The organism is Mycolicibacterium mageritense (genome assembly GCF_010727475.1).
Lineage (GTDB): Bacteria > Actinomycetota > Actinomycetes > Mycobacteriales > Mycobacteriaceae > Mycobacterium > Mycobacterium mageritense.
Genome location: NZ_AP022567.1, coordinates 2592267 through 2611546, shown reverse-complemented (window position 1 = coordinate 2611546; position 19280 = coordinate 2592267). Strand labels below are relative to the sequence as shown.

Annotated in this window: 17 protein-coding genes; 12 read left to right on the top strand and 5 right to left on the bottom strand. The window is 68.6% G+C overall.

The window, feature by feature from the left end; genetic code table 11:
• The first annotated feature begins 12 nt into the window (after positions 1-12).
• From G6N67_RS12255 to G6N67_RS12225, 7 genes are all read left to right on the top strand, one after another.
• A complete protein-coding gene (locus tag G6N67_RS12255; protein WP_370466373.1) occupies positions 13-912 on the top strand; it encodes an Rv0045c family esterase in 900 nt (299 codons plus the stop codon).
• A gap of 102 nt (positions 913-1014) precedes the next feature.
• Entirely contained in the window at positions 1015-3087 is a 2073-nt protein-coding gene (locus G6N67_RS12250) for a PhoX family protein (RefSeq protein WP_036430589.1), read from the top strand.
• Between the two features lie 39 nt (positions 3088-3126).
• A complete protein-coding gene (locus tag G6N67_RS12245; protein ID WP_036430587.1) occupies positions 3127-3927 on the top strand; it encodes an LLM class F420-dependent oxidoreductase in 801 nt (266 codons plus the stop codon).
• A gap of 99 nt (positions 3928-4026) precedes the next feature.
• Complete coding sequence (locus tag G6N67_RS12240; RefSeq protein ID WP_036430585.1) at positions 4027-4692, top strand: GntR family transcriptional regulator; 666 nt, start codon at positions 4027-4029, stop codon at positions 4690-4692.
• Positions 4693-4737: 45 nt separating this feature from the next.
• Entirely contained in the window at positions 4738-6510 is a 1773-nt protein-coding gene (locus G6N67_RS12235; protein WP_036430583.1) for an ABC transporter substrate-binding protein/permease, read from the top strand.
• The gene (locus tag G6N67_RS12230) at positions 6510-7247 is read left to right on the top strand and encodes an amino acid ABC transporter ATP-binding protein (protein WP_036430581.1); all 738 of its coding nucleotides are present in this window, start codon (positions 6510-6512) and stop codon (positions 7245-7247) included. Before G6N67_RS12235 ends, G6N67_RS12230 begins: the two co-directional genes overlap by 1 nt.
• A gap of 55 nt (positions 7248-7302) precedes the next feature.
• Positions 7303-7794, top strand: a complete 492-nt coding sequence (locus tag G6N67_RS12225) for a MarR family winged helix-turn-helix transcriptional regulator (RefSeq protein WP_036430578.1) — start codon at positions 7303-7305, stop codon at positions 7792-7794.
• 3 nt (positions 7795-7797) lie between these two features.
• On the opposite strand, the gene ggh is transcribed toward G6N67_RS12225, so the two are convergent.
• Positions 7798-9138 (bottom strand): glucosylglycerate hydrolase, encoded by a 1341-nt coding sequence (ggh, locus tag G6N67_RS12220; RefSeq protein WP_036430576.1) that lies wholly within the window; start codon positions 9136-9138, stop codon positions 7798-7800.
• 54 nt (positions 9139-9192) lie between these two features.
• Here ggh and G6N67_RS12215 point away from each other — a divergent pair, with 54 nt between their 5' ends.
• Positions 9193-9858, top strand: a complete 666-nt coding sequence (locus G6N67_RS12215; protein ID WP_036430574.1) for an SDR family oxidoreductase — start codon at positions 9193-9195, stop codon at positions 9856-9858.
• A 49-nt stretch (positions 9859-9907) separates the two neighbouring features.
• Here the strand turns inward: G6N67_RS12215 and leuS are convergent, their stop codons facing one another.
• Positions 9908-12772 carry a leucine--tRNA ligase gene (leuS, locus tag G6N67_RS12210; RefSeq protein WP_036430573.1) on the bottom strand — a complete coding sequence of 955 codons (2865 nt, stop codon included), beginning with the start codon at positions 12770-12772 and terminating at the stop codon, positions 9908-9910.
• 221 nt (positions 12773-12993) lie between these two features.
• On the opposite strand from leuS, the gene G6N67_RS12205 reads away from it, so the two are divergent.
• Positions 12994-13860, top strand: coding sequence for an LpqN/LpqT family lipoprotein (locus tag G6N67_RS12205; protein ID WP_036430572.1), 867 nt, complete (start codon positions 12994-12996; stop codon positions 13858-13860).
• A 59-nt stretch (positions 13861-13919) separates the two neighbouring features.
• The gene (locus G6N67_RS12200) at positions 13920-14267 is read left to right on the top strand and encodes a hypothetical protein (RefSeq protein WP_036430571.1); all 348 of its coding nucleotides are present in this window, start codon (positions 13920-13922) and stop codon (positions 14265-14267) included.
• 7 nt (positions 14268-14274) lie between these two features.
• Here the strand turns inward: G6N67_RS12200 and G6N67_RS12195 are convergent, their stop codons facing one another.
• The gene (locus G6N67_RS12195) at positions 14275-14880 is read right to left on the bottom strand and encodes a YqgE/AlgH family protein (protein ID WP_036430569.1); all 606 of its coding nucleotides are present in this window, start codon (positions 14878-14880) and stop codon (positions 14275-14277) included.
• Between the two features lie 199 nt (positions 14881-15079).
• On the opposite strand from G6N67_RS12195, the gene G6N67_RS12190 reads away from it, so the two are divergent.
• Complete coding sequence (locus G6N67_RS12190; RefSeq protein ID WP_036434915.1) at positions 15080-16372, top strand: MFS transporter; 1293 nt, start codon at positions 15080-15082, stop codon at positions 16370-16372.
• A 10-nt stretch (positions 16373-16382) separates the two neighbouring features.
• Positions 16383-17159 (top strand): TIGR03084 family metal-binding protein, encoded by a 777-nt coding sequence (locus G6N67_RS12185; RefSeq protein ID WP_036434912.1) that lies wholly within the window; start codon positions 16383-16385, stop codon positions 17157-17159.
• A gap of 73 nt (positions 17160-17232) precedes the next feature.
• Here the strand turns inward: G6N67_RS12185 and G6N67_RS12180 are convergent, their stop codons facing one another.
• Together G6N67_RS12180 and G6N67_RS12175 are read right to left on the bottom strand one after the other, a co-directional pair.
• The gene (locus tag G6N67_RS12180) at positions 17233-17745 is read right to left on the bottom strand and encodes a hypothetical protein (RefSeq protein ID WP_036430567.1); all 513 of its coding nucleotides are present in this window, start codon (positions 17743-17745) and stop codon (positions 17233-17235) included.
• A gap of 18 nt (positions 17746-17763) precedes the next feature.
• Complete coding sequence (locus tag G6N67_RS12175) at positions 17764-19221, bottom strand: CCA tRNA nucleotidyltransferase (RefSeq protein ID WP_036430565.1); 1458 nt, start codon at positions 19219-19221, stop codon at positions 17764-17766.
• Between the last annotated feature and the right edge of the window lie 59 nt (positions 19222-19280).

Sequence of the window (19280 nt, the reverse complement as noted above, 5' to 3'; positions counted from 1 at the left end):
GGTCGAACCGTGGTGAATCCCGGCATCTCCGACGACGCATTGCTCGGTCTCGACGAGTTCGGGCTCCTGCACGAGAACGCCCAGCAGATCGGCGCGGCCACGATCCCGCCGGTCGAGCGCATCGAAGCCGGCCCGATCAGCGCACTCAGGTTCGGCGCCGAACCGCCGCGCGTGGTGTTCCTGCACGGCGGCGGGCAGAACGCCCACACCTGGGACACCGTGATCCTCGGGCTCGGCGAGCCTGCGCTCGCGGTGGACCTGCCCGGGCACGGCCGCAGCGCATGGCGCGAAGACGGCGACTACGGCCCGAAACTCAATGCCGAAACCCTGATTCCGGTCCTGCGTGAGCACGCACCGGAACCGCGCCTCGTGGTCGGCATGTCCTTGGGTGGCCTGACCGCGCTGCGGATCGCGGCCACCGAGCCCGCGCTGGTCCCCGAACTGGCCCTCGTCGACGTCACTCCGTCGGCCCCCGAACGCCACAACGAGATGACCAAGGCCCAGATGGGCACCGTCGCGCTGGTGCGGGAGAACCGCACCTTCCCGTCCTTTCAGGCCATGCTCGACGTGACGATCGCCGCGGCACCGCACCGCGACCGGAACTCGTTGCGGCGTGGCGTCTTCCACAACTCCAAACAGCTCGACGACGGCACGTGGACGTGGCGCTACGACTCCTTCCGCAAGGGCGACGGTTTCGACGGGCTCTGGGACGACGTACCGGCCGTCACCATGCCGACGACGCTGATCCGCGGTGCCAACTCGTTCTTCGTCAACGACGAGGACGCCGAACAGTTCGCCGAGACCGCGCCCGGCTTCCTGCGCACGCACGTGGTCACCGACGCCGGACATTCGGTACAGGGCGACCAACCGGCCGCGCTGGTGGCGATCCTGCGCGACATTCTTGGTAATTGACTGGTCAGCTGCTGTTAACCAGCTGATCGTTCTGCTCCCGTAGGTTTCGCCCGATCGGTCGTCCAGCCCACGGCCGATGTCGAGGGAAGGGATCTGCGCGCCATGGCGCTTGTGCCGTTGAATCTGTTTGTCACCCACCGTGGGACGTCGTCGCGTCAGCACATCACCTGCCGGTACCGCTGCGGCGACGCATGTTCCAAGCCGGTCCCCAACACCAGCGACAACGAGTACTTCGGCGACGTCGTCAAGCGGATGTCGCGGCGCTCGGTGCTGCAGGCCGCCGGGGTGACGGTACTGGCGGTGGGCGCGGGTTCCGCGCTGGCCGCGTGCGGTACCGAAGGGCAGCCCGCGGCGACCTCGACCACATCGGCCGCGCCCGGTGAGACCCCGCCGGGCATGAAGTTCGCCGCCGTCGCACCCAATACCGAAGACGCCGTGGTGGTTCCGCAGGGCTACCGGCAGCAGGTGGTGATCGCCTGGGGCGATCCGGTGCTGCCCGACACGCCCGCGTTCGACGTCACCAAGCAAACCGCCGATGCACAGCGCAAACAGTTCGGCTTCAACAACGACTTCGCGGCGTTGATGCCCGTGCCCGGGCAGAACAACCGCTTCCTGCTGGTGACCAACTTCGAGTACGTCACGCCGCAGTTCATGTTCCCCGGCTACAACGCCGACGCCCCGACGCGCGAACAGTTCGACATCGAGATCGCGGCCATCGGCATGGGTGTGGTCGAGGTGGAGCGGGCCGGCGACGGCACGCTGAAACCGGTCATGGGCCGGTACAACCGGCGGATCACCGCCGACACGCCGTTCGCGCTGACCGGTCCCGCGGCTGGAACCGACTTCGTCAAGACCGCGGCCGACCCCACCGGACGCACCGTCGCAGGCACGTTCGCCAACTGCTCGGGCGGGGTAACGCCTTGGGGCACAGTGCTTTCCGGAGAAGAGAACTTCAACAGCTATTTCGGTGCCGCCGAGGGCAGCCCCGCACCCAAGCCGGTGGACGCCGATCGCTTCGACCGGTACGGCATCGCGCTGGAGCCCTCGGAGACCAAGTGGGAGAACTTCGATCCCCGCTTCGACCTGAGCAAGACGCCCAACGAGGTCAACCGCTTCGGCTACGTCGTCGAGGTCAATCCGTGGGACGCCGCGTCGACGCCGGTCAAACACAGTGCGCTGGGCCGCTTCAAGCACGAGTCGGCCAACATCTACGTGACCGACGACGGCACCGTGGTGGCCTACACGGGCGACGACGAGCGCTTCGACTACATGTACAAGTTCGTGTCTGCCAAGAAGATCCAACCCGGAACCGGTCCGGAAGCCATGGCGCACAACATGACCATCCTCGACGAGGGCACGCTGTACGTGGCGAAGCTGACCAGCGACATCCCTGGCGATGAGATCGACGGCTCCGGCAAGCTGCCGTCGAAGGGCTCGTTCTCCGGTGCGGGAACGTGGATTCCGCTGCTGAAGTCCGGTCCGAACGGTTCCGCCGAATCGCTCGTGGACGGCATCACGCCGCAGGAGGTCGCGGTGTTCACGCGGTTCGCCGCCGACAAGGCCGGCGCCACCAAGATGGACCGGCCGGAGGACTTCGAGGCCAACCCGCACAACGGCAAGGTCTATGTGGCGCTGACCAACAACGACAAGCGCGGGACCGAGGGCAAGGCGCCCGTCGACGCCGCGAACCCGCGCAACGAGAACAAGAACGGCCAGATCCTGGAGATCACCGACGACCACGCAGGCACCAGCTTCACGTGGGATCTGCTGCTCGTGTGCGGCGATCCGAAGGCCGCGGACACCTACTACGCCGGCTTCGACAAGACCAAGGTCAGCCCGATCTCGTGCCCCGACAACCTGGCCTTCGACAGCCACGGCAACCTGTGGATCTCCACCGACGGCAACGCGCTCGACTCCAACGACGGACTGTTCGCGGTCGCGCTCGACGGCCCGAATCGTGGTGAGACCAAACAGTTCCTGACCGTGCCCGCGGGCGCCGAGACCTGTGGCCCCGTGATCACCGACGGTCTGGTGACAGTGTGCGTGCAGCATCCCGGAGAAGGCGACGACTACACGCTCGACAAACCCATGTCGCACTGGCCCGGCGGCGGCAACACACCTGCGCGGCCCGCGGTGGTCGCGGTGTGGCGGTCCGAAGGTGGGATCGGCGTTTAAGACTGCGCGGGCAGGTCACCGGTGAGTACGCTCGCAGGAGTGACCTTCCCAATCCGCATCGGTGTTCAGATTCAGCCGCAACACTCGCCGACCTACAGCCACATCCGCGACGCGGTCCGGCGCTGTGAAGACCTCGGTGTCGACATCGCGTTCAACTGGGACCACTTCTTTCCGCTCTACGGCGATCCCGACAGCGCCCACTACGAGTGCTGGACCATGCTGGGCGCGTGGGCCGAGCAGACCTCGCGCATCGAGATCGGCGCGCTGGTCAGCTGCAACTCCTACCGGAACCCCGAGCTGCTGGCCGACATGGCCCGTACGGTCGACCACATTTCGGCCGGGCGCCTCATCCTCGGCATCGGATCTGGTTGGAAGCAAAAGGATTACGACGAGTACGGCTATGAGTTCGGCACCGCGGGCAGCCGGCTCGACGACCTGGCCGAGGCCCTGCCCCGCATCAGGTCTCGACTGGCCAAGCTCAACCCGGCGCCGACCCGCGACATCCCGATCCTGGTCGGCGGCCAAGGCGAACGCAAGACACTGCGGCTGGTGGCCGAACACGCCGACATCTGGCACGCGTTCGTCGACCGCAACACCTACCCGGGCAAGGCCACGGTGCTGTCCGAACACTGCGCGGCCGTCGGTCGGGAACCGGGCACCGTCGAACGCTCCGCCGGGGTCCAGGAGAGCGGCGGGGTGGACGCCATGCTCGCGGAAGCCGACGCGCTGGCCGATCTCGGTGTGACGATCCTGACCGTCGGGGTCAACGGCCCGGACTACGACCTCAGCGCCGCTGCGGCACTGTGCCGTTGGCGCGACGGGCGCACCGCCGCGGGCTGATCTTCGCCGCCGGTCCTCCATACGTACGACAAATATCGCTGCCGCGGTTACCGCGTGAGACACTCGGCGCATTGCTGTCACGCACAGGGGGCGCCTAGGTTGCCGAAGAAGTACGGGGTCAAAGAGAAAGACCTGGTTGTCACGCACATCATCAACCTGGTGATGACGGGCAAGCTGCGCACGGGAGACCGGATCGACCGGAACGAGATCGTGCGGGATCTCGGGTTGAGCCGGGTGCCCATCCAGGAGGCCGTCGTGCAGCTTGAGCACGACGGGATCCTGTCGACCCGCTATCACCGGGGCGCGTTCGTGGCCCGGTTCGACGAGGCCACCGTCGCCGAACACCACGAGCTGTACGGCATGCTCAACGGCATCGCATCGGCCCGCTGCGCCGCCAACCCCACCCCGCGCATCCTCGCCGATCTCGACGACACGCTGCGCAGCCTGCGGGCGGCCAAGGACACCAAATCGTTCCAAGAGGCGTGCTGGGTCTTTCGCGACGCGATCAACAACGAGTACGCGGGCCCGCGCCTGCAGGCCACCATCCGGGCCGGGAAGAGCTTTGCCCCATCGGAATTCTGGCTGACCTACCCGAAGGCAAAGGCCGATTTCCTGGCCGGCTACGAGGAGGAGACCGCCGCGATCCACAACCGGGATCCCGAAACTGCCCGACGCGTGTGCCTGGAGCGTTCACAACTGATGGCTCGCATCATGATCTCCGAGCTCACCCGGCGCGGGGTGTTCGGCGAATTGCGGTCGCCTTGAGCCGAACAGCTCTCCTCACCGCGTCCGACCACTAGGTTGCATCAGATGAGCGTCAGACGATTCGCGGCGCTGGTGGCATCGATCCTGATGGTGATGGGGCTGGTGCTGGCAGGGCCGGCCGCAGCAGATGCCGACCAGTGCGCCCCGCCCGGCGTCGAGAGCGCCAGTGCGCTGCCGACCAACCTCGCAGCCGCGGCGACCGGACCCGGGGCGGACAAATACACCACGCCCGATGTCGAGCCGCTCGACGCGGTCCGGTTGGACACCCTGGGGCTCGGCACCCCGGGCGTGCTCACGGTCGGAACCCTGTCGGACGCGCCGCCGAGCATCTGCATCAACTCCGCGGGCCAGTTCACCGGGTTCGACAACGAGGTGCTGCGTGCGATCGCCGACAAGCTGGGCCTCAAGATCAACTTCGTCGGCACCGAGTTCTCGGGCCTGCTGGCGCAGACCGCGTCGCGCCGCTTCGACGTGGCGTCGTCGTCGATCACCACGACCGACGCGCGGCGGCGCACCGTGGGCTTCACCAACGGCTACGACTTCGGCTACTTCTCGTTGGTGGTGCCGACCGGTTCACCCATCACGGGCTTCTCGCAACTGGCCCCCGGGCAGCGCATCGGCGTCGTGCAGGGCACCGTGCAGGAGGCCTACGTCATCGACACGCTGCACCTGCAGCCCGTGAAGTTCCCCGACTACAACACGGTCTACGCGAGCCTCAAGTCCCGGCAGATCGACGCGTGGGTGGCACCGTCACAACAGGCGTCGGGCACGGTGCAGCCGGGTGACCCGGCGCAGATCATCGAAAACACCTTCAGCTTGGACAATTTCGTGGCCTGGGCGGTGGCCAAGGAGAACAAGCCCCTGATCGACGCGCTCAACTCCGGGCTCGACGCGGTGATCGCCGACGGCACCTGGGCGCGGCTGTACTCCGACTGGGTGCCGCGGGCGCTGCCGCCGGGCTGGAAGCCCGGCTCCAAAGCCGCGCCGGCGCCGCAGCTGCCGGACTTCAACGCGATCGCGGCGAGTCACCAACAGCCCGCCGCCACGGGCCCGGTCGCGGCGAAATCGACGCTGTCCCAACTGGCCGACTCTTTCCTGGACTGGGATCTGTACCGCCAGGCGATTCCCGACCTGTTCAAGACCGGTCTACCGAACACGCTGATCCTCACGGTGTCGGCGAGCATCATCGGCCTGGTCCTCGGCATGGGCCTCGCGGTGGCAGGCATCTCGCGCTCCCGCTGGCTGCGCTGGCCCGCACGGGTCTACACCGACATCTTCCGCGGCCTGCCCGAAGTCGTGATCATCCTGCTGATCGGGCTGGGCGTCGGGCCCGTCGTCGGGTCACTGACCGGCAACAGCCCCTACCCGCTCGGCATCGCGGCGCTCGGGCTGATGGCCGCGGCCTACATCGGCGAGATCTTCCGGTCGGGCATCCAGAGCGTCGAGGCCGGGCAGCTCGAGGCATCGCGCGCGCTGGGCTTCAGCTACGGCGCGTCGATGCGGCTCGTCGTCGTCCCGCAGGGCGTGCGCCGGGTGCTTCCCGCGCTCATGAACCAGTTCATCTCACTGCTGAAGGCTTCGTCGCTGGTGTACTTCCTCGGGCTGGTCGCCAGTCAGCGCGAACTTTTCCAGGTCGGCCGGGATCTCAACGCGCAGACCGGCAATCTGTCGCCGCTGGTCGCCGCGGGCCTGTTCTACCTGCTGCTGACCATCCCGCTGACCCACCTCGTGAACTACGTCGACAACCGGCTGCGCCGCGGCCGAGCGCCCGTGGAAGAGGAACTGCCGCCCGCCGCGACCACCCAGGAGATGATCTGATGCCGGGCCCAGAAGCAGTCTCGTTGGCCGCCACGGGCATTCACCTGTCGTTCGGGCCGAACGCGGTGTTGCGCGGCGTCGATCTCGATGTGCCCGCGGGCACCACCACGGCGGTCATCGGGCCGTCCGGGTCGGGCAAGTCGACGCTGCTGCGGACCCTCAACCGGCTCTACGAACCCGACAGCGGCGACATCCTGCTCGACGGCCGGTCCGTGCTGGCCGACAATCCCGACCAGCTGCGTCAGCGCATCGGCATGGTGTTCCAGCAGTTCAACCTCTTTCCGCACCGCACCGTGCTGGACAACGTCACCCTGGGCCCGCGCAAGCTCAAGGGTCTCGGTGCCGACGCGGCGCGCGAGCTCGGGCTGGCGCAGCTCGACCGGGTCGGCCTGCGGCACAAGGCCGATGTGCGTCCCGCCACGCTGTCCGGCGGCCAGCAGCAGCGCGTCGCGATCGCCCGTGCGCTCGCGATGGCACCCCAGGTGATGTTCTTCGACGAGGCCACCTCGGCGCTCGACCCCGAGCTGGTCAAAGGGATCCTGGAGCTCATCGCCGAACTGGCGGCCGACGGCATGACCATCGTGGCCGTCACCCACGAGATGGGGTTCGCGCGCTCGACCGCCGACACCGTGGTGTTCATGGACCACGGCAAGGTCGTCGAGTCCGGGCCCCCGGCGCAATTGTTCGAATCGGCCGAAACAGACCGGCTCCGCCGGTTCCTCTCCCAGGTGCTCTGAGTTAGCTGGCCAAGCTGACATCCTGGCAGGCCCAGACAGGTTAGACTAGCGAATTATGGTGGAGACCGAATCCCAAGTCACCGAGCTGGCTGGGGAATTGCAGCGGGTGCTCTCCAAGGTTTTCTCCGTGCTGCGCCGCGGCGACACCAACAAGGGCACCGCGGGTGACCTCACGCTTGCTCAGCTGTCGATTTTGCTGACCTTGCTCGATCAGGGTCCGATCCGGATGACCGAGCTGGCCGCCCGTGAGCGGGTCCGTACGCCCACCACCACCGTGGCGATCCGCCGGCTGGAGAAGCTCGGCCTGGTCAAACGCTCCCGTGACCCCTCTGACCTGCGAGCCGTGCTCGTCGACGTGACGCCGCGCGGGCTGGTCCAGCACCGCGAATCGCTCGCGGCCCGGCGCGCCGACCTGGCCGCGCGGCTGGCCAAGCTCAGCGCCGAGGATCTCGAGACCCTGTCCAAGGCCTTGGCGCCGCTGGAGCGGCTGGCCGGTGGCGAGCAAGAGGACCAGAAGGGCGCGCCGGAACCACCCGGCTGCGGATAACTCCTAGCCCAGCCAGTCCAGCACGGCCGCCGCGGTCCACGACTGCTGCATGCTGCCAAGCGGCTCACCCGTGAACGGTTCGTAGTACTCGGCGAAGGTGCCGTCGCTGGCCTGGCGCAGCCCTTCGCGTCGCAGCGTCAGCGCCCGCTCTGCCCAGCCGCGCCGCGCGAAACACCACGAGAACAGCCACGTCATCACGGGCCACACCGGCCCGCGCCAGTATTCGCGCGGCCGGAAATCCCGCGACACCGGCGACGTCGACGGAATCAACGCGTATCTCAGGTCGGGATGCCCGCAGAACCGCGGGCCCTCCAGCAGCCGCAGCAACGCGCGTTCCCGGTCGTGCGGCAGCCCGCCGCACAGCAGCGGGGCGAACTGCGCGACGGTCTCGGTCGCCACCCAGCGCTTGGCCTTGACGTCGAAATCCTTTGCTGCGCCGGTCCGTTCGTCACTGGTTTCGACGACCCCGGCGCGGAACCGCTCGGCCCACGAATACAGGTCGCGGACATCCGCGTGCGGGCGCTTGTGGTCTTCACCGATCTCGGCGAGCACCTGGCAGGCCACCGAGAACACCGCCGAGACGAACACGTCCTGCACCGCGAAGCTCATCACCTTGGGCAGCAGACCGTCCTCGTAGCGGACCGATTTCATCTCCTCCAGCAGCCACAGGTACCGGTCGTACTCGAGGTCGGACGGGCGCTGGCTGGCGTCGGTGACGATGGTGTTGTCCTCGCGCTGATACTCGGGCACCGCGCCGGGAATCACGTTGGCATAGGCGCTGTCCCAGCGCGGGGAGTTGTCCATGCCGGACTCCCAGCCGTGATACAGCGTTATCCGGCCCTGCTCGTCCTGATCGCGACATTCGGCCAGCCACCGATGCCACCGCACCAGATCCGCCCAGCGCCGGTCCAGGAACGCCGCGGCCACCGCGCGCGTGGACCGCCCCCTGGTCTTGGCGTGATCGAGGATGCGCTGCACCGCGATCGCGTGCACGGGCGGCTGCGTGATGCCGGACGTGTGCCTGTTGCGCGGTGCGTTGGCGGCCAGGGCCGACGTGGCCCAGCGCGCCGGGCCGGGGAAGTAGCCGTCGACACCGTTGGCGAACACGATGTGCGGGATCATGCCGTTGCGCCACTGCGCCGAGAGCAGGGTGTCGAGTTCCACGACCGCCCGCTCGACGCTCAACGGCGCCAAGCCGATCGACACGAACGCCGCGTCCCAGCTCCACATGTGCGGGTACAGCAGGGGCGCCGCGGTGGTCATCACGCCGAGGTCGTTGCCGCGCAGCAGATAGGCAGCCCGGGCGGCGAGCTGCGTTGGCGCGAAGCTGGGATCAGGTGGCATCCGTACCATGATGCGACGTCGACGGCCTGCGCGCAGGTCGGTAGGGTTTGCGGCGTGCCAACCGCGCTGATCACGGGAGCCGGTGGCGGTATCGGTTCGGCGATCGCCGCCGCCCTCGCCCCCACCCACACCCTGCTGCTGGCCGGGCGCCCGTCGGCGCATCTCGACGAGGTCGCCGAGCGGCTCGGCGCCCCGACCTGGCCACTGGACCTCACCGACCCGGACTCGATCGAGGCGAGCACCGAGGTGCTCGCCGAACTCGACGTCCTGGTGCACAACGCGGGCGTGCTCTTCCCGGGCCGGGTCGCCGAGTCGAGCGCCGACGAGTGGCGGGCCAGCTTTGAGGTCAACGTAACCGGCGCCGTCGCGCTCACGCTGGCGCTGCTGCCCGCCCTGCGGGCCGCCCGCGGTCACGTCGTGTTCATCAATTCCGGTGCCGGACGGACGGTTTCGCCCGGCATGGCGTCGTATTCGGCGAGCAAGTTCGCGCTGCGAGCATTCGCCGACTCCCTGCGGGCCGACGAGCCGTCGCTACGCGTGACGTCGATCTTCCCGGGCCGCACCGACTCCGAGATGCAGCGCGCGTTGGTCGCCTACGAGGAGCGCGACTACGACCCCGAGCGTTTCCTGCGCCCCGAGACCGTCGCGGGCCTGGTCGCCACGGCCGTCACCACCCCGCCCGACGGCCACGTGCACGAAATCGTGGTCCGCCCCGGGTGATTTGCGTGCGTTCAGCGGCGGTGAGCGCCGGTGAACGCACACAAATCCCTCAGACGACGAGGTTGATCAGCCGGCCCGGCACCACGATGATCTTCTTCGGCGCCGCACCGGCCAGAAAGCCCTGCACCTTGTCGTCCGCCAAGGCCGCCGCCTCGACCGCGGCCTTGTCCGCATCGGCCGCCACGGTGATCTTGCTGCGGACCTTGCCGTTGACCTGAACCGGCAGTTCGACGGTGTCGTCGACCAGGTAGCGCTCGTCGGCGACCGGGAACGGCCCGTGCGCCAGCGACTTCTCGTGGCCCAGCCGGTGCCACAGTTCCTCGGCCAGGTGCGGCGCGAGCGGCGCGACCATCAACACCAGCGGCTCGAGCGCCGCGCGGGCCCGCACCCCTTCCTTGGTGAGGTGGTTGGTGTACTCGATCAGCTTGGCCGCCGCGGTGTTGTTGCGCAGTGCCACATAGTCTTCGGTGACACCGGCGATCGTGCGGTGCAGGATCTTGGCGGTGTCGTCGTCGATCGCCTCGTGTTCGGCGACATCGGTGGCACCTGTCTCCTCGGACACCACCAGGCGCCACACGCGCTGCAGGAACCGGTGTGCGCCGACGACGTCCTTGGTCGCCCACGGCCGCGACGCCTCGAGCGGACCCATCGACATCTCGTAGACCCGCAGCGTGTCCGCGCCGTAGTTGTCACAGATCTCGTCGGGCGACACCGAGTTCTTCAGGCTCTTGCCGATCTTGCCGAACTCCTGGTTGACCTCGATCTCACCGTCGGGGCCGGTCCAGTAGAACTTGCCGTCACGTTCGACGACCTCCGCGGCGGGCACGTACGAGCCCCGCGCGTCGGTGTAGGCGAACGCCTGGATGTAGCCCTGGTTGACCAGGCGCCGATAGGGCTCGCGCGACGACACGTGGCCGAGGTCGTAGAGCACCTTGTGCCAGAACCGCGAGTACAGCAGGTGCAGCACCGCATGTTCGACGCCACCGACGTAGAGGTCGACGCCGCCCGGGTCGTCGGGGCCGTGCTCGTCGGGCCGCGGACCCATCCAGTAGGCCTCGTTCTCCTTGGCGCACAGCTCGTCCGGGTTGTGCGGGTCGGTGTAGCGCAGCTCGTACCACGAGCTGCCCGCCCACTGCGGCATGACGTTGGTGTCGCGCGTATAGGGCTTGAGGCCGTCGCCCAGGTCCAGCTCGACGTGCACCCATTCGGTCGCCTTGTTCAGCGGCGGCGAGGGCTCACTGTCGGCGTCGTCGGGGTCGAACAGCACCGGCGAATAGTCGGGCACATCCGGAAGCTCAACGGGCAGAGCCGATTCCGGCAGCGGGTGGGCGCGTCCGTCGGCGTCGTAGACGATCGGGAACGGCTCGCCCCAGTACCGCTGGCGCGCGAACAGCCAGTCGCGCAGCTTGTATTCGATGCGCGCCTGCCCGCGGCCGTCGACCTCGAGGCGGTTGACGATCGCGACCTTCGCGTCCTCCACCGACAACCCGTCGAGGAAGCCGGAGTTGACCATGGTGCCGTCACCGTTGTAGGCACATTCCGAAATATCACCGCCCGCAACGACTTCGATGATCGGCAGGCCGAACTCCGTGGCGAAGTCCCAGTCCCGCTGGTCGCCGCCCGGCACCGCCATGATCGCGCCCGTGCCGTACCCGCTCAGCACATAGTCGGCGATGAAGATCGGAATGCGTTGATCGTTGACCGGGTTGACGGCGTAGGCGCCGAGGAACACACCGGTCTTGGTCTTGTTCTCCTGGCGCTCCAGGTCGGACTTCGCGGCGATCGCGGCTCGATAGGCGCTGACCGCCTCGGCAGGCGAATTCGCACCGTAGGTCCACCGCGAGTCCACGCCCTCGGGCCACGACGCGGCCGCGAGCTGCTCCACCAGCGGATGCTCGGGCGCCAGCACCAGATACGTGGCACCGAACAGCGTGTCTGGGCGGGTGGTGAACACCTCGACATCACCTGCGTCGGTCGCGAAGCGCACCTGGGCACCCGTCGAGCGCCCGATCCAGTTGCGCTGCATGGTCTTGACCTTTTCCGGCCAGTCCAGCACGTCGAGATCCTCGAGCAGCCGGTCCGAATAGGCCGTGATGCGCATCATCCACTGCCGCAACCGCTTCCGGAACACCGGGAAGTTGCCGCGGTCGCTGCGGCCGTCCGAGGTGACCTCCTCGTTGGCCAGCACCGTGCCCAAGCCTGGGCACCAGTTCACCATCGAGTCCGCGCGGTACACCAGCCGGTAGGAGTCGATCACATCGGCCCGCTCACCGGCGTCGAGCTTCGCCCAATCCCGGCCGTCGTCGAGAACCCGGGTACCCGAGTCGAACTCGGCCACCAGCTCGGAGATGCGGCGCGCACGGCCCAGCGCCGGGTCGAACCAGGCGTTGTAGATCTGCAGGAAGATCCACTGCGTCCACTTGTAGAAGTCGACATCGGTCGTGGAGAAGCTGCGCCGCGCGTCGTGGCCCAGCCCGAGCCGGCCCAGCTGACGGCGGAAGTTGACGATGTTGGCCTCGGTGCGGGTCCGCGGATGCGTGCCCGTCTGCACCGCGTACTGCTCGGCGGGCAGCCCGAACGCGTCGAAGCCCAGCGCGTGCAGCACGTTGCGGCCCGTCATCCGGTAGAAGCGGGCGTACACATCCGTCGCGATGTAGCCGAGCGGATGGCCGACATGCAGGCCCTCGCCGGACGGGTACGGGAACATGTCCTGGACGAACATCTTGTCGGCCGGGATCTCGGCACCGTCCTGCGGTGCCAGCGTGCCCACCGGATTGGCGACGTTGAACGTACCCAGCACCTGCCACCGTTCCTGCCAGGCACGCTCGATCTCCCCCGCGAGCTCCGCGTTGTAGCGGTGCTGCGGGGTGTCCCCCACGTCGGAGGCTGGCTGCGTGGTCGCGGAGTCGGTCACGCCCAACAGGGTATAAGGCGGCTCAGCAGGATCGAAATGCCAGCTCACCGCCCCCGGCCCGCACCCCGAGGGCACGGGTTGGTATCAGTTCCGTCGCGGCTGAGTCAGGGCTTGGTTCCAGCTCGGTTGAGGTGCTGGTGGCGGCCTGGTCAGCGTGGATACAGTCGGCGCCTGACGAGGGGCAGACAGTCTCCCCGACCCGTTCGAGAAGGACCGCGCAGATGATCGACATGGCCCGCCGCTGGCGGGTTCTGGCAGCAGGAGTGGCAGCAGGCATGGCGGGGGTTGTTGGCTTCGCCGGCCAAACCGCTTCCGCCGAACCCGTGTTTCCCATCCCCGCCCCGGCACCGGTCGTACCGGCCCCGGTCGCCGCAGCTCCCGCAGCCCCAGGTGTCGCGCAAGGCATCGCACCGGGCCCGGTCCTCGCACCCGCGGTCGCCGCGCCGCAGCAGATCGTGCCCGCGTCGTCCGGCACCATCGCCGACTACTTCAAGAGCAAGGGCGTGGCGATGCAGCCCCAGGTCAGCCACGACTTCAAGGCGCTCACCATCGTGCTGCCGATGCCGACCGGCTGGAGCACGGTGCCCGACCCCAACGTGCCCGACGCGTTCGCGGTCATCGCCGACCGCGCCAGCACCGACCTCTACACGCCCAACGCCCAGGTGGTCGTGTACAAGCTGGTGGGCAACTTCGACCCCAAGGAAGCCATCAGCCACGGCTACATCGACAGCCAGCAGCAGCTGGGCTGGCGGACCACCGACATGTCCATGACCGATTTCGGCGGATTCCCGTCGGCCTTCATCGAAGGTAGCTACCAGGCCGACGGCCAGATGCTCAACACGTCGCGGCGCCATGTGATCGCGACCTCGGGTACCGACCGCTATCTGGTGTCGATGTCCGTCAACTACGCGGCGGCCAACCAGGGCGTATCAGCTGCCGCCGATGCCGCCGACGCGATCGTGTCGGGCTTCAAGGTGAGTGCACCGGGCCCTGCCGCACCGCCCGCGGCACCGGCTGCGCCCGCACCCGCACCGCCCGGAGCAGCTCCGGCAGCGGGTTTGCCACAGCTTTTGGGGCTCACGGGCTAGCGTCCCACCAGCCGGGATCCGCACGACAGAAGGCGCATCGGGCTCGTATTGTGTGGCCCATGCTGATCGCCGCGCTGCTGTGTCTGAGCGCCGCCGTCATCGTCGGAGTCCTGGGTCTGTGGTTGTTGACCCGGCCGCGCACCGGCGATCCCGTGCGCGCTGTGCTTCGGGCGGTCGCCCCGACCCAACTGGCCGCCGCGGTCATGCTCGCGGCCGGCGGGGCGGCCGCGCTCGCCGCGCAACCGCAGACCGGCCTGATGGTCGTCGTGGTGTGCATCATCGGCGCGGTCGCCACCGTTGCGGCCGGCTGCTGGCAGAGCGCGAAAGCCGTTGCGCTCAGTGAGGCCGCGACCGAGAAGGCAGGCTGCGCCGGGTCGTGCGCCGGCTGCACGCTGTCGTGTCAGTGACAGTCCGCTAATTGCGGCTGACGTCGATCGGATGCGTCGCGAGCAGCGACATGGGCAGCGGCTGCCTGCGCAACACGCGACCCCAGAGATCCACGCGCGGCTCGATCAACACATCGGATGGCAACGCCGACAGCACGATCCAGTCGTCGCGCTCGATCTCGCCGTCGAGCTGACCGATGGTCCAGCCCGAGTAGCCGGCGAAGATGCGGACCCCTTCGATCATCGGTGCGAGCACGTCGGGGTCGGCATCGAGATCGACCATCACGATGCGGCCCTGCACATGGCGCAGGCCCGGCACGCCGTCAGCCTGCATGCCGACCCGCAGCGTCGCGAGACACAGGGCCGAATCACGTTTGACCGGACCGCCGATGAACATGGTCTTGGGTTTGGCGGTCAGTTTCGCCCACTGCGGCAGCACGTTGTAGACCGCGGTCTCGCTGGCCCGGTTCAGCACCACACCCAGTGTCCCGCCGGCGTTGTGCTCGACGATGTAGATGACGCTGCGCCGAAACGTCGGCTCGAGCAGATCGGTGTTGGCGAGCAGCAGCGTGCCCGGCCGCACCCGGTGTGCCGCGGGCGCGACGAAGTCCTCCGGATCCTCTGACGCAGCCACGCGTCCATCATGGCACCAGCCTCGCGCTGTCGTGGCGAACAAGGGCAGGCGTCGCGGCGATTTTTGCCGCGGTGTGCTCCGGCGGCCCGTCCCGAACGCCACCGCACCCGTTTGCTCGCCGCCTGCGCGCGCACACTTTGTACTGTGGATCGGGTTGCCCTTCGCTGTCAGGCCGGCCTCCGAACAGGACGTGATCTCCGTGGTTGACGCTCGCGCGCCCATCGCTCTCTGGCGATCGCTGCGCGGCATGACCGAGTTCCGTCGGCTGCTCGAGCTGCGGGTCGTCAGCCAGTTCGGCGACGGTCTGTTCCAGGCCGGGCTGGCGGGTGCGATCCTGTTCAACCCGGAACGCGCCGCGGGGCCGTGGGCCATCGCGGGGGCCTTCGCGGTGCTGTTCCTGCCGTACTCGGCGCTCGGTCCGGCCGCGGGCGCCCTGTTGGACCGCTGGGACCGCCGGTTGGTCATGATCGGCGCGAACCTCGGGCGGCTCGTGCTGGTGCTGCTCGTCGGCGTCCTGCTGGCGTTCGGCGTCGCGGATTTACCGATCCTGTGCGGCGCGCTGATCGTCAACGGTTTCACGCGGTTCGTGTCATCGGGCCTGTCGGCCGCACTGCCGGACGTCGTGCCTGCCGACCAGGTCGTCACGATGAACTCCGTGGCCACCGCGACCGGCGCGGTCGCGGCGTTCCTCGGGGCCAACTTCATGCTGTTGCCGCGGTGGGTGTTCGGTGCCGACGACGCAGGCGCCGCGGTCATCATCTTCATCGTGCTCGCGCCCGTGGCGCTCGCGTTGTGGCTGTCGGTGCGGTTCGGCCCACATGTGCTGGGCCCGCACGAGAGCAGGCGGGCCATCCACGGTTCGGTGGCCTACGCGGTGTCCACGGGCTGGGTGCACGGCGTCAAGACGGTCATGGCGGTGCGGCCCGTGGGTGCGACGCTCGCGGGCCTGGCAGCGCACCGCATGGCGTTCGGCATCAACACCTTGCTGGTGCTGGTGATCGTGCGACACACAGACACCCCGAATCAGGTCGCGGGCCTCGGCCTCGGCACCGCAGTGGTGTTCCTCGCCGCCGCGGGCGCCGGTTCGTTCCTCGCCACGGTGGTCACCCCGGCCGTGATCGCCCGCGTCGGCCGATACGCGACCGCCAACTGGGCGCTGGGGTTCGCCGCGGTCGTACAGCTCGCCGGGGTGACGCTGCACCTGCCGGTCATGCTCGTGTGCGGCTTCCTGCTCGGCGCGTCCGGACAGTTGGTGAAGCTGTGCGCCGACTCCGCGATGCAGCTCGACGTCGACGACGCGCTGCGCGGGCACGTGTTCACGGTGCAGGACGCGTTGTTCTGGATGTCGTTCATCGCGGCCATCACGGCCTCGGCCGCCGTGATCCCGGCCGACGGGCACGCGCCCGGTCTTGTCGTGGCGGGCTCGGTGATCTACCTCGCCGGACTGGCCACCCACGCGGTGGTGGCGAGGCCCGCACAACGCGGGGTCTAGGGTGACCGGCATGACCACAGCGGCAGCGATCGTGGCCGATCTCCGTGCCGAAAGTGATGACCTCGACGCGCTCGTCGCCGACCTGCCTGCCGAGCAGTGGGCGACGCCGACCCCGGCACCGGGATGGACCATCGCCCACCAGATCGCCCACCTGCTGTGGACGGATCGCGTGTCGCTGATCGCCGTGACCGACGAGCCCGGCTTCCAGCAGGTGCTGTCCGAGGCCATGCAGAACCCGACGGGCTTCGTCGACGCCGCGGCCGAGGAAGTGGCGCTCACGCCGCCCGGCCAACTGCTGTCGGAATGGCGCACGACACGGACCCGTCTGCACGACGAGCTGCTCGGCGTCGCCGACGGGCGCAAGCTGCCCTGGTTCGGACCACCGATGAGCGCGGCGTCGATGGCGACGGCCCGGATGATGGAGACCTGGGCGCACGGCCTGGACGTGGCCGACACGCTCGGCGTCCGCAGGCTCGCGACCCCGCGGCTGCGCTCGATCGCCCACATCGGGGTGCGGACCCGCAACTTCGCGTTCACCGTGCACGGACTACCCGTGCCCGTCGACGAGTTCCGGGTCGAGCTCGTCGCCCCGGACGGTGCGCTCTGGACCTGGGGGCCCGAGGATGCCGCGCAACGCGTCACGGGCTCGGCCGAGGACTTCTGCATGCTGGTCACGCAGCGGCGGGCACCGGCCGATCTCGACGTGTCCGCCGTGGGGCCCGACGCACAGAAGTGGCTGACCATCGCGCAGGCGTTCGCGGGCCCGCCCGGCGCAGGCCGGGGCTGAGCGGTCTGCTTGCCGATTTCGGCTCTGCGGCCACGGCGCGAAAGTTCGAGTGGCCCGCGCCCTCAGCGCAGGATCAGCTCGGCGGGGCGACGTCGGCTGCGGTGTCAGCCGCACCATCGCCGTCAGCGTCGGTGAGCTTCACATCCCACTTCCCGTCGCCGTCGGTGTCGACATACGCCACGCCGGGCCCGAGCACCCGGTCGGCGAGGCCGTTCTCGTCGATATCGAGCAGTTGGTCGTCGACCGCACCGTCGGCATCGAAATCCACGAGCGGCCCACCCGGGCCGACTTCGACCCCGTCCAGGCCGAACCAGCGCACCTGACCCGTGCGGTCCACCCGCACCGACCAAGTGCCCGCGCCGTCATCGGTGAAATAGCTCTCGGCGCGCCCGTCGTCGTCGGAGTCGAGCAGCGCGTGCTCGGCCAGACCGTCGCCGTCGAGGTCCGCCAGCACGTCGTCGACGCGTCCGTCGCCGTCGAGATCCAGCCCGACGCCGTCGGGCCTGCCGTCACCATCGGTGTCGACCGCAGGCTCCGCAGTCCACATGGTCGCCGACCCGTCGGGATCACCCAGGCAGTACTCCATGACTGATCAGACGCACGGTCAGCCCCTCGCGTTCCACCATTTCAGAAGTTCTTCGGTCGCTTCCTCACGCGTCAGCGGGCCGCGTTCCAGCCGCAGCTCTTTGAGATGGCGCCAGGCCTCGCCGATCTGCGGACCCGCGGGGATGCCCAGCAGTTCCATGATCTCGTTGCCGTCGAGGTCGGGCCGTACGCGCTGCAGATCCTCTTTCGCGGCGAGCTCGGCGATGCGGGCCTCGAGATCGTCGTAGTTGGCCTGCAGCCGCGCGGCGCGTCGCTTGTTGCGCGTCGTGCAGTCGGCACGGACGAGTTTGTGCAGCCGGCTCAGCAGCGGCCCGGCATCGGTGACATACCGGCGCACGGCCGAATCGGTCCACTTGCCGGTGCCCTTGTCGTCGGCGTAGCCGTGGAACCGCAGGTGCAGATACACCAGCTGGGACACGTCGTCGACCATCTGCTTGGAGTACTTGAGCGCCCGCATGCGCTTGCGGGTCATCTTCGCGCCGACCACTTCGTGGTGGTGGAAGCTCACGCCGCCGTCGGGCTCGTGGCGTCGGGTCGCGGGCTTGCCGATGTCATGCAGCAGCGCGGCCCACCGCAGCACCAGATCAGGGCCCTCGTCCTCGAGGTCGATCGCCTGCCGCAACACCGTGAGCGAATGCCAGTAGACGTCTTTGTGCTGGTGGTGTTCGTCGATGGCCATCCGCATGTCACCGACCTCGGGCAGCACGACCGCGCCCAGCCCGGTCTGGACCATCAGATCGATGCCTGCGACCGGATCGGCACCGAGCAGCAGCTTGTCCAGTTCGGCGGCGACGCGCTCGACCGTGATCCGGGACAGCTGCGGCGCCATCTCCAGCAGCGCCTCCAGAACCCGCGGCGCCACCCCGAAGCCCAACTGTGACACGAACCGCGCGGCGCGCAGCATGCGCAGCGGATCGTCACCGAACGACACCTCGGGCGCCGACGGCGTGTCGAGGATCTTGTCGCGCAACGCGGCCAAACCGCCCAGGGGATCGTGGAATTCGGCCGGCCCGTCGCCCGTCACGCGGATCGCCATGGCGTTGGCGGTGAAGTCGCGGCGCGCCAGATCGTCATCGAGGTTGTCCCCGAATTCGACCGTCGGGTTCCGGGACACCTGGTCGTAGCTGTCGGCGCGGAACGTCGTGATCTCGATGCGGTGGCCGCCCTTGACGACGCCGATGGTGCCGAACTCGATGCCCGCCTCCCACAGCCCGTCGCCCCAGCTGCGCAGGAGCTTGCGCATCTGCTCGGGCCGGGCATCGGTGGTGAAATCGAGATCACTGGTGTCGGTGAGCCGGCCCAGCAGCGCGTCGCGGACGCTGCCACCCACCAGATACAGCGCGTGACCCTCGGCGGCGAACGCCGCGCCCAGGTCACGCAGCACCGCGGCATGCCGGTTCAACGCGACGAGCGCACCGGCCAGCAGTTCGGCATCAGCAGCAGCAGCATCAGGCACGTTCGGACAGCCTAATGCTCCCAGCGCGCCCACTACCGGCGAGTGTGGCGGGAACGAAA

Bases quoted from the DNA above. Each gene is read 5' to 3' on its own strand.
- G6N67_RS12250 (WP_036430589.1), top strand. From the start codon at position 1,015: ATGGCGCTTGTGCCGTTGAATCTGTTTGTCACCCACCGTGGGACGTCG.
- G6N67_RS12235 (WP_036430583.1), top strand. From the start codon at position 4,738: ATGAGCGTCAGACGATTCGCGGCGCTGGTGGCATCGATCCTGATGGTG.
- G6N67_RS12230 (WP_036430581.1), top strand. From the start codon at position 6,510: ATGCCGGGCCCAGAAGCAGTCTCGTTGGCCGCCACGGGCATTCACCTG.
- G6N67_RS12225 (WP_036430578.1), top strand. From the start codon at position 7,303: ATGGTGGAGACCGAATCCCAAGTCACCGAGCTGGCTGGGGAATTGCAG.
- ggh (WP_036430576.1), bottom strand. From the start codon at position 9,138: ATGCCACCTGATCCCAGCTTCGCGCCAACGCAGCTCGCCGCCCGGGCT.
- G6N67_RS12205 (WP_036430572.1), top strand. From the start codon at position 12,994: ATGATCGACATGGCCCGCCGCTGGCGGGTTCTGGCAGCAGGAGTGGCA.
- G6N67_RS12200 (WP_036430571.1), top strand. From the start codon at position 13,920: ATGCTGATCGCCGCGCTGCTGTGTCTGAGCGCCGCCGTCATCGTCGGA.
- G6N67_RS12185 (WP_036434912.1), top strand. From the start codon at position 16,383: ATGACCACAGCGGCAGCGATCGTGGCCGATCTCCGTGCCGAAAGTGAT.
- G6N67_RS12180 (WP_036430567.1), bottom strand. From the start codon at position 17,745: ATGGAGTACTGCCTGGGTGATCCCGACGGGTCGGCGACCATGTGGACT.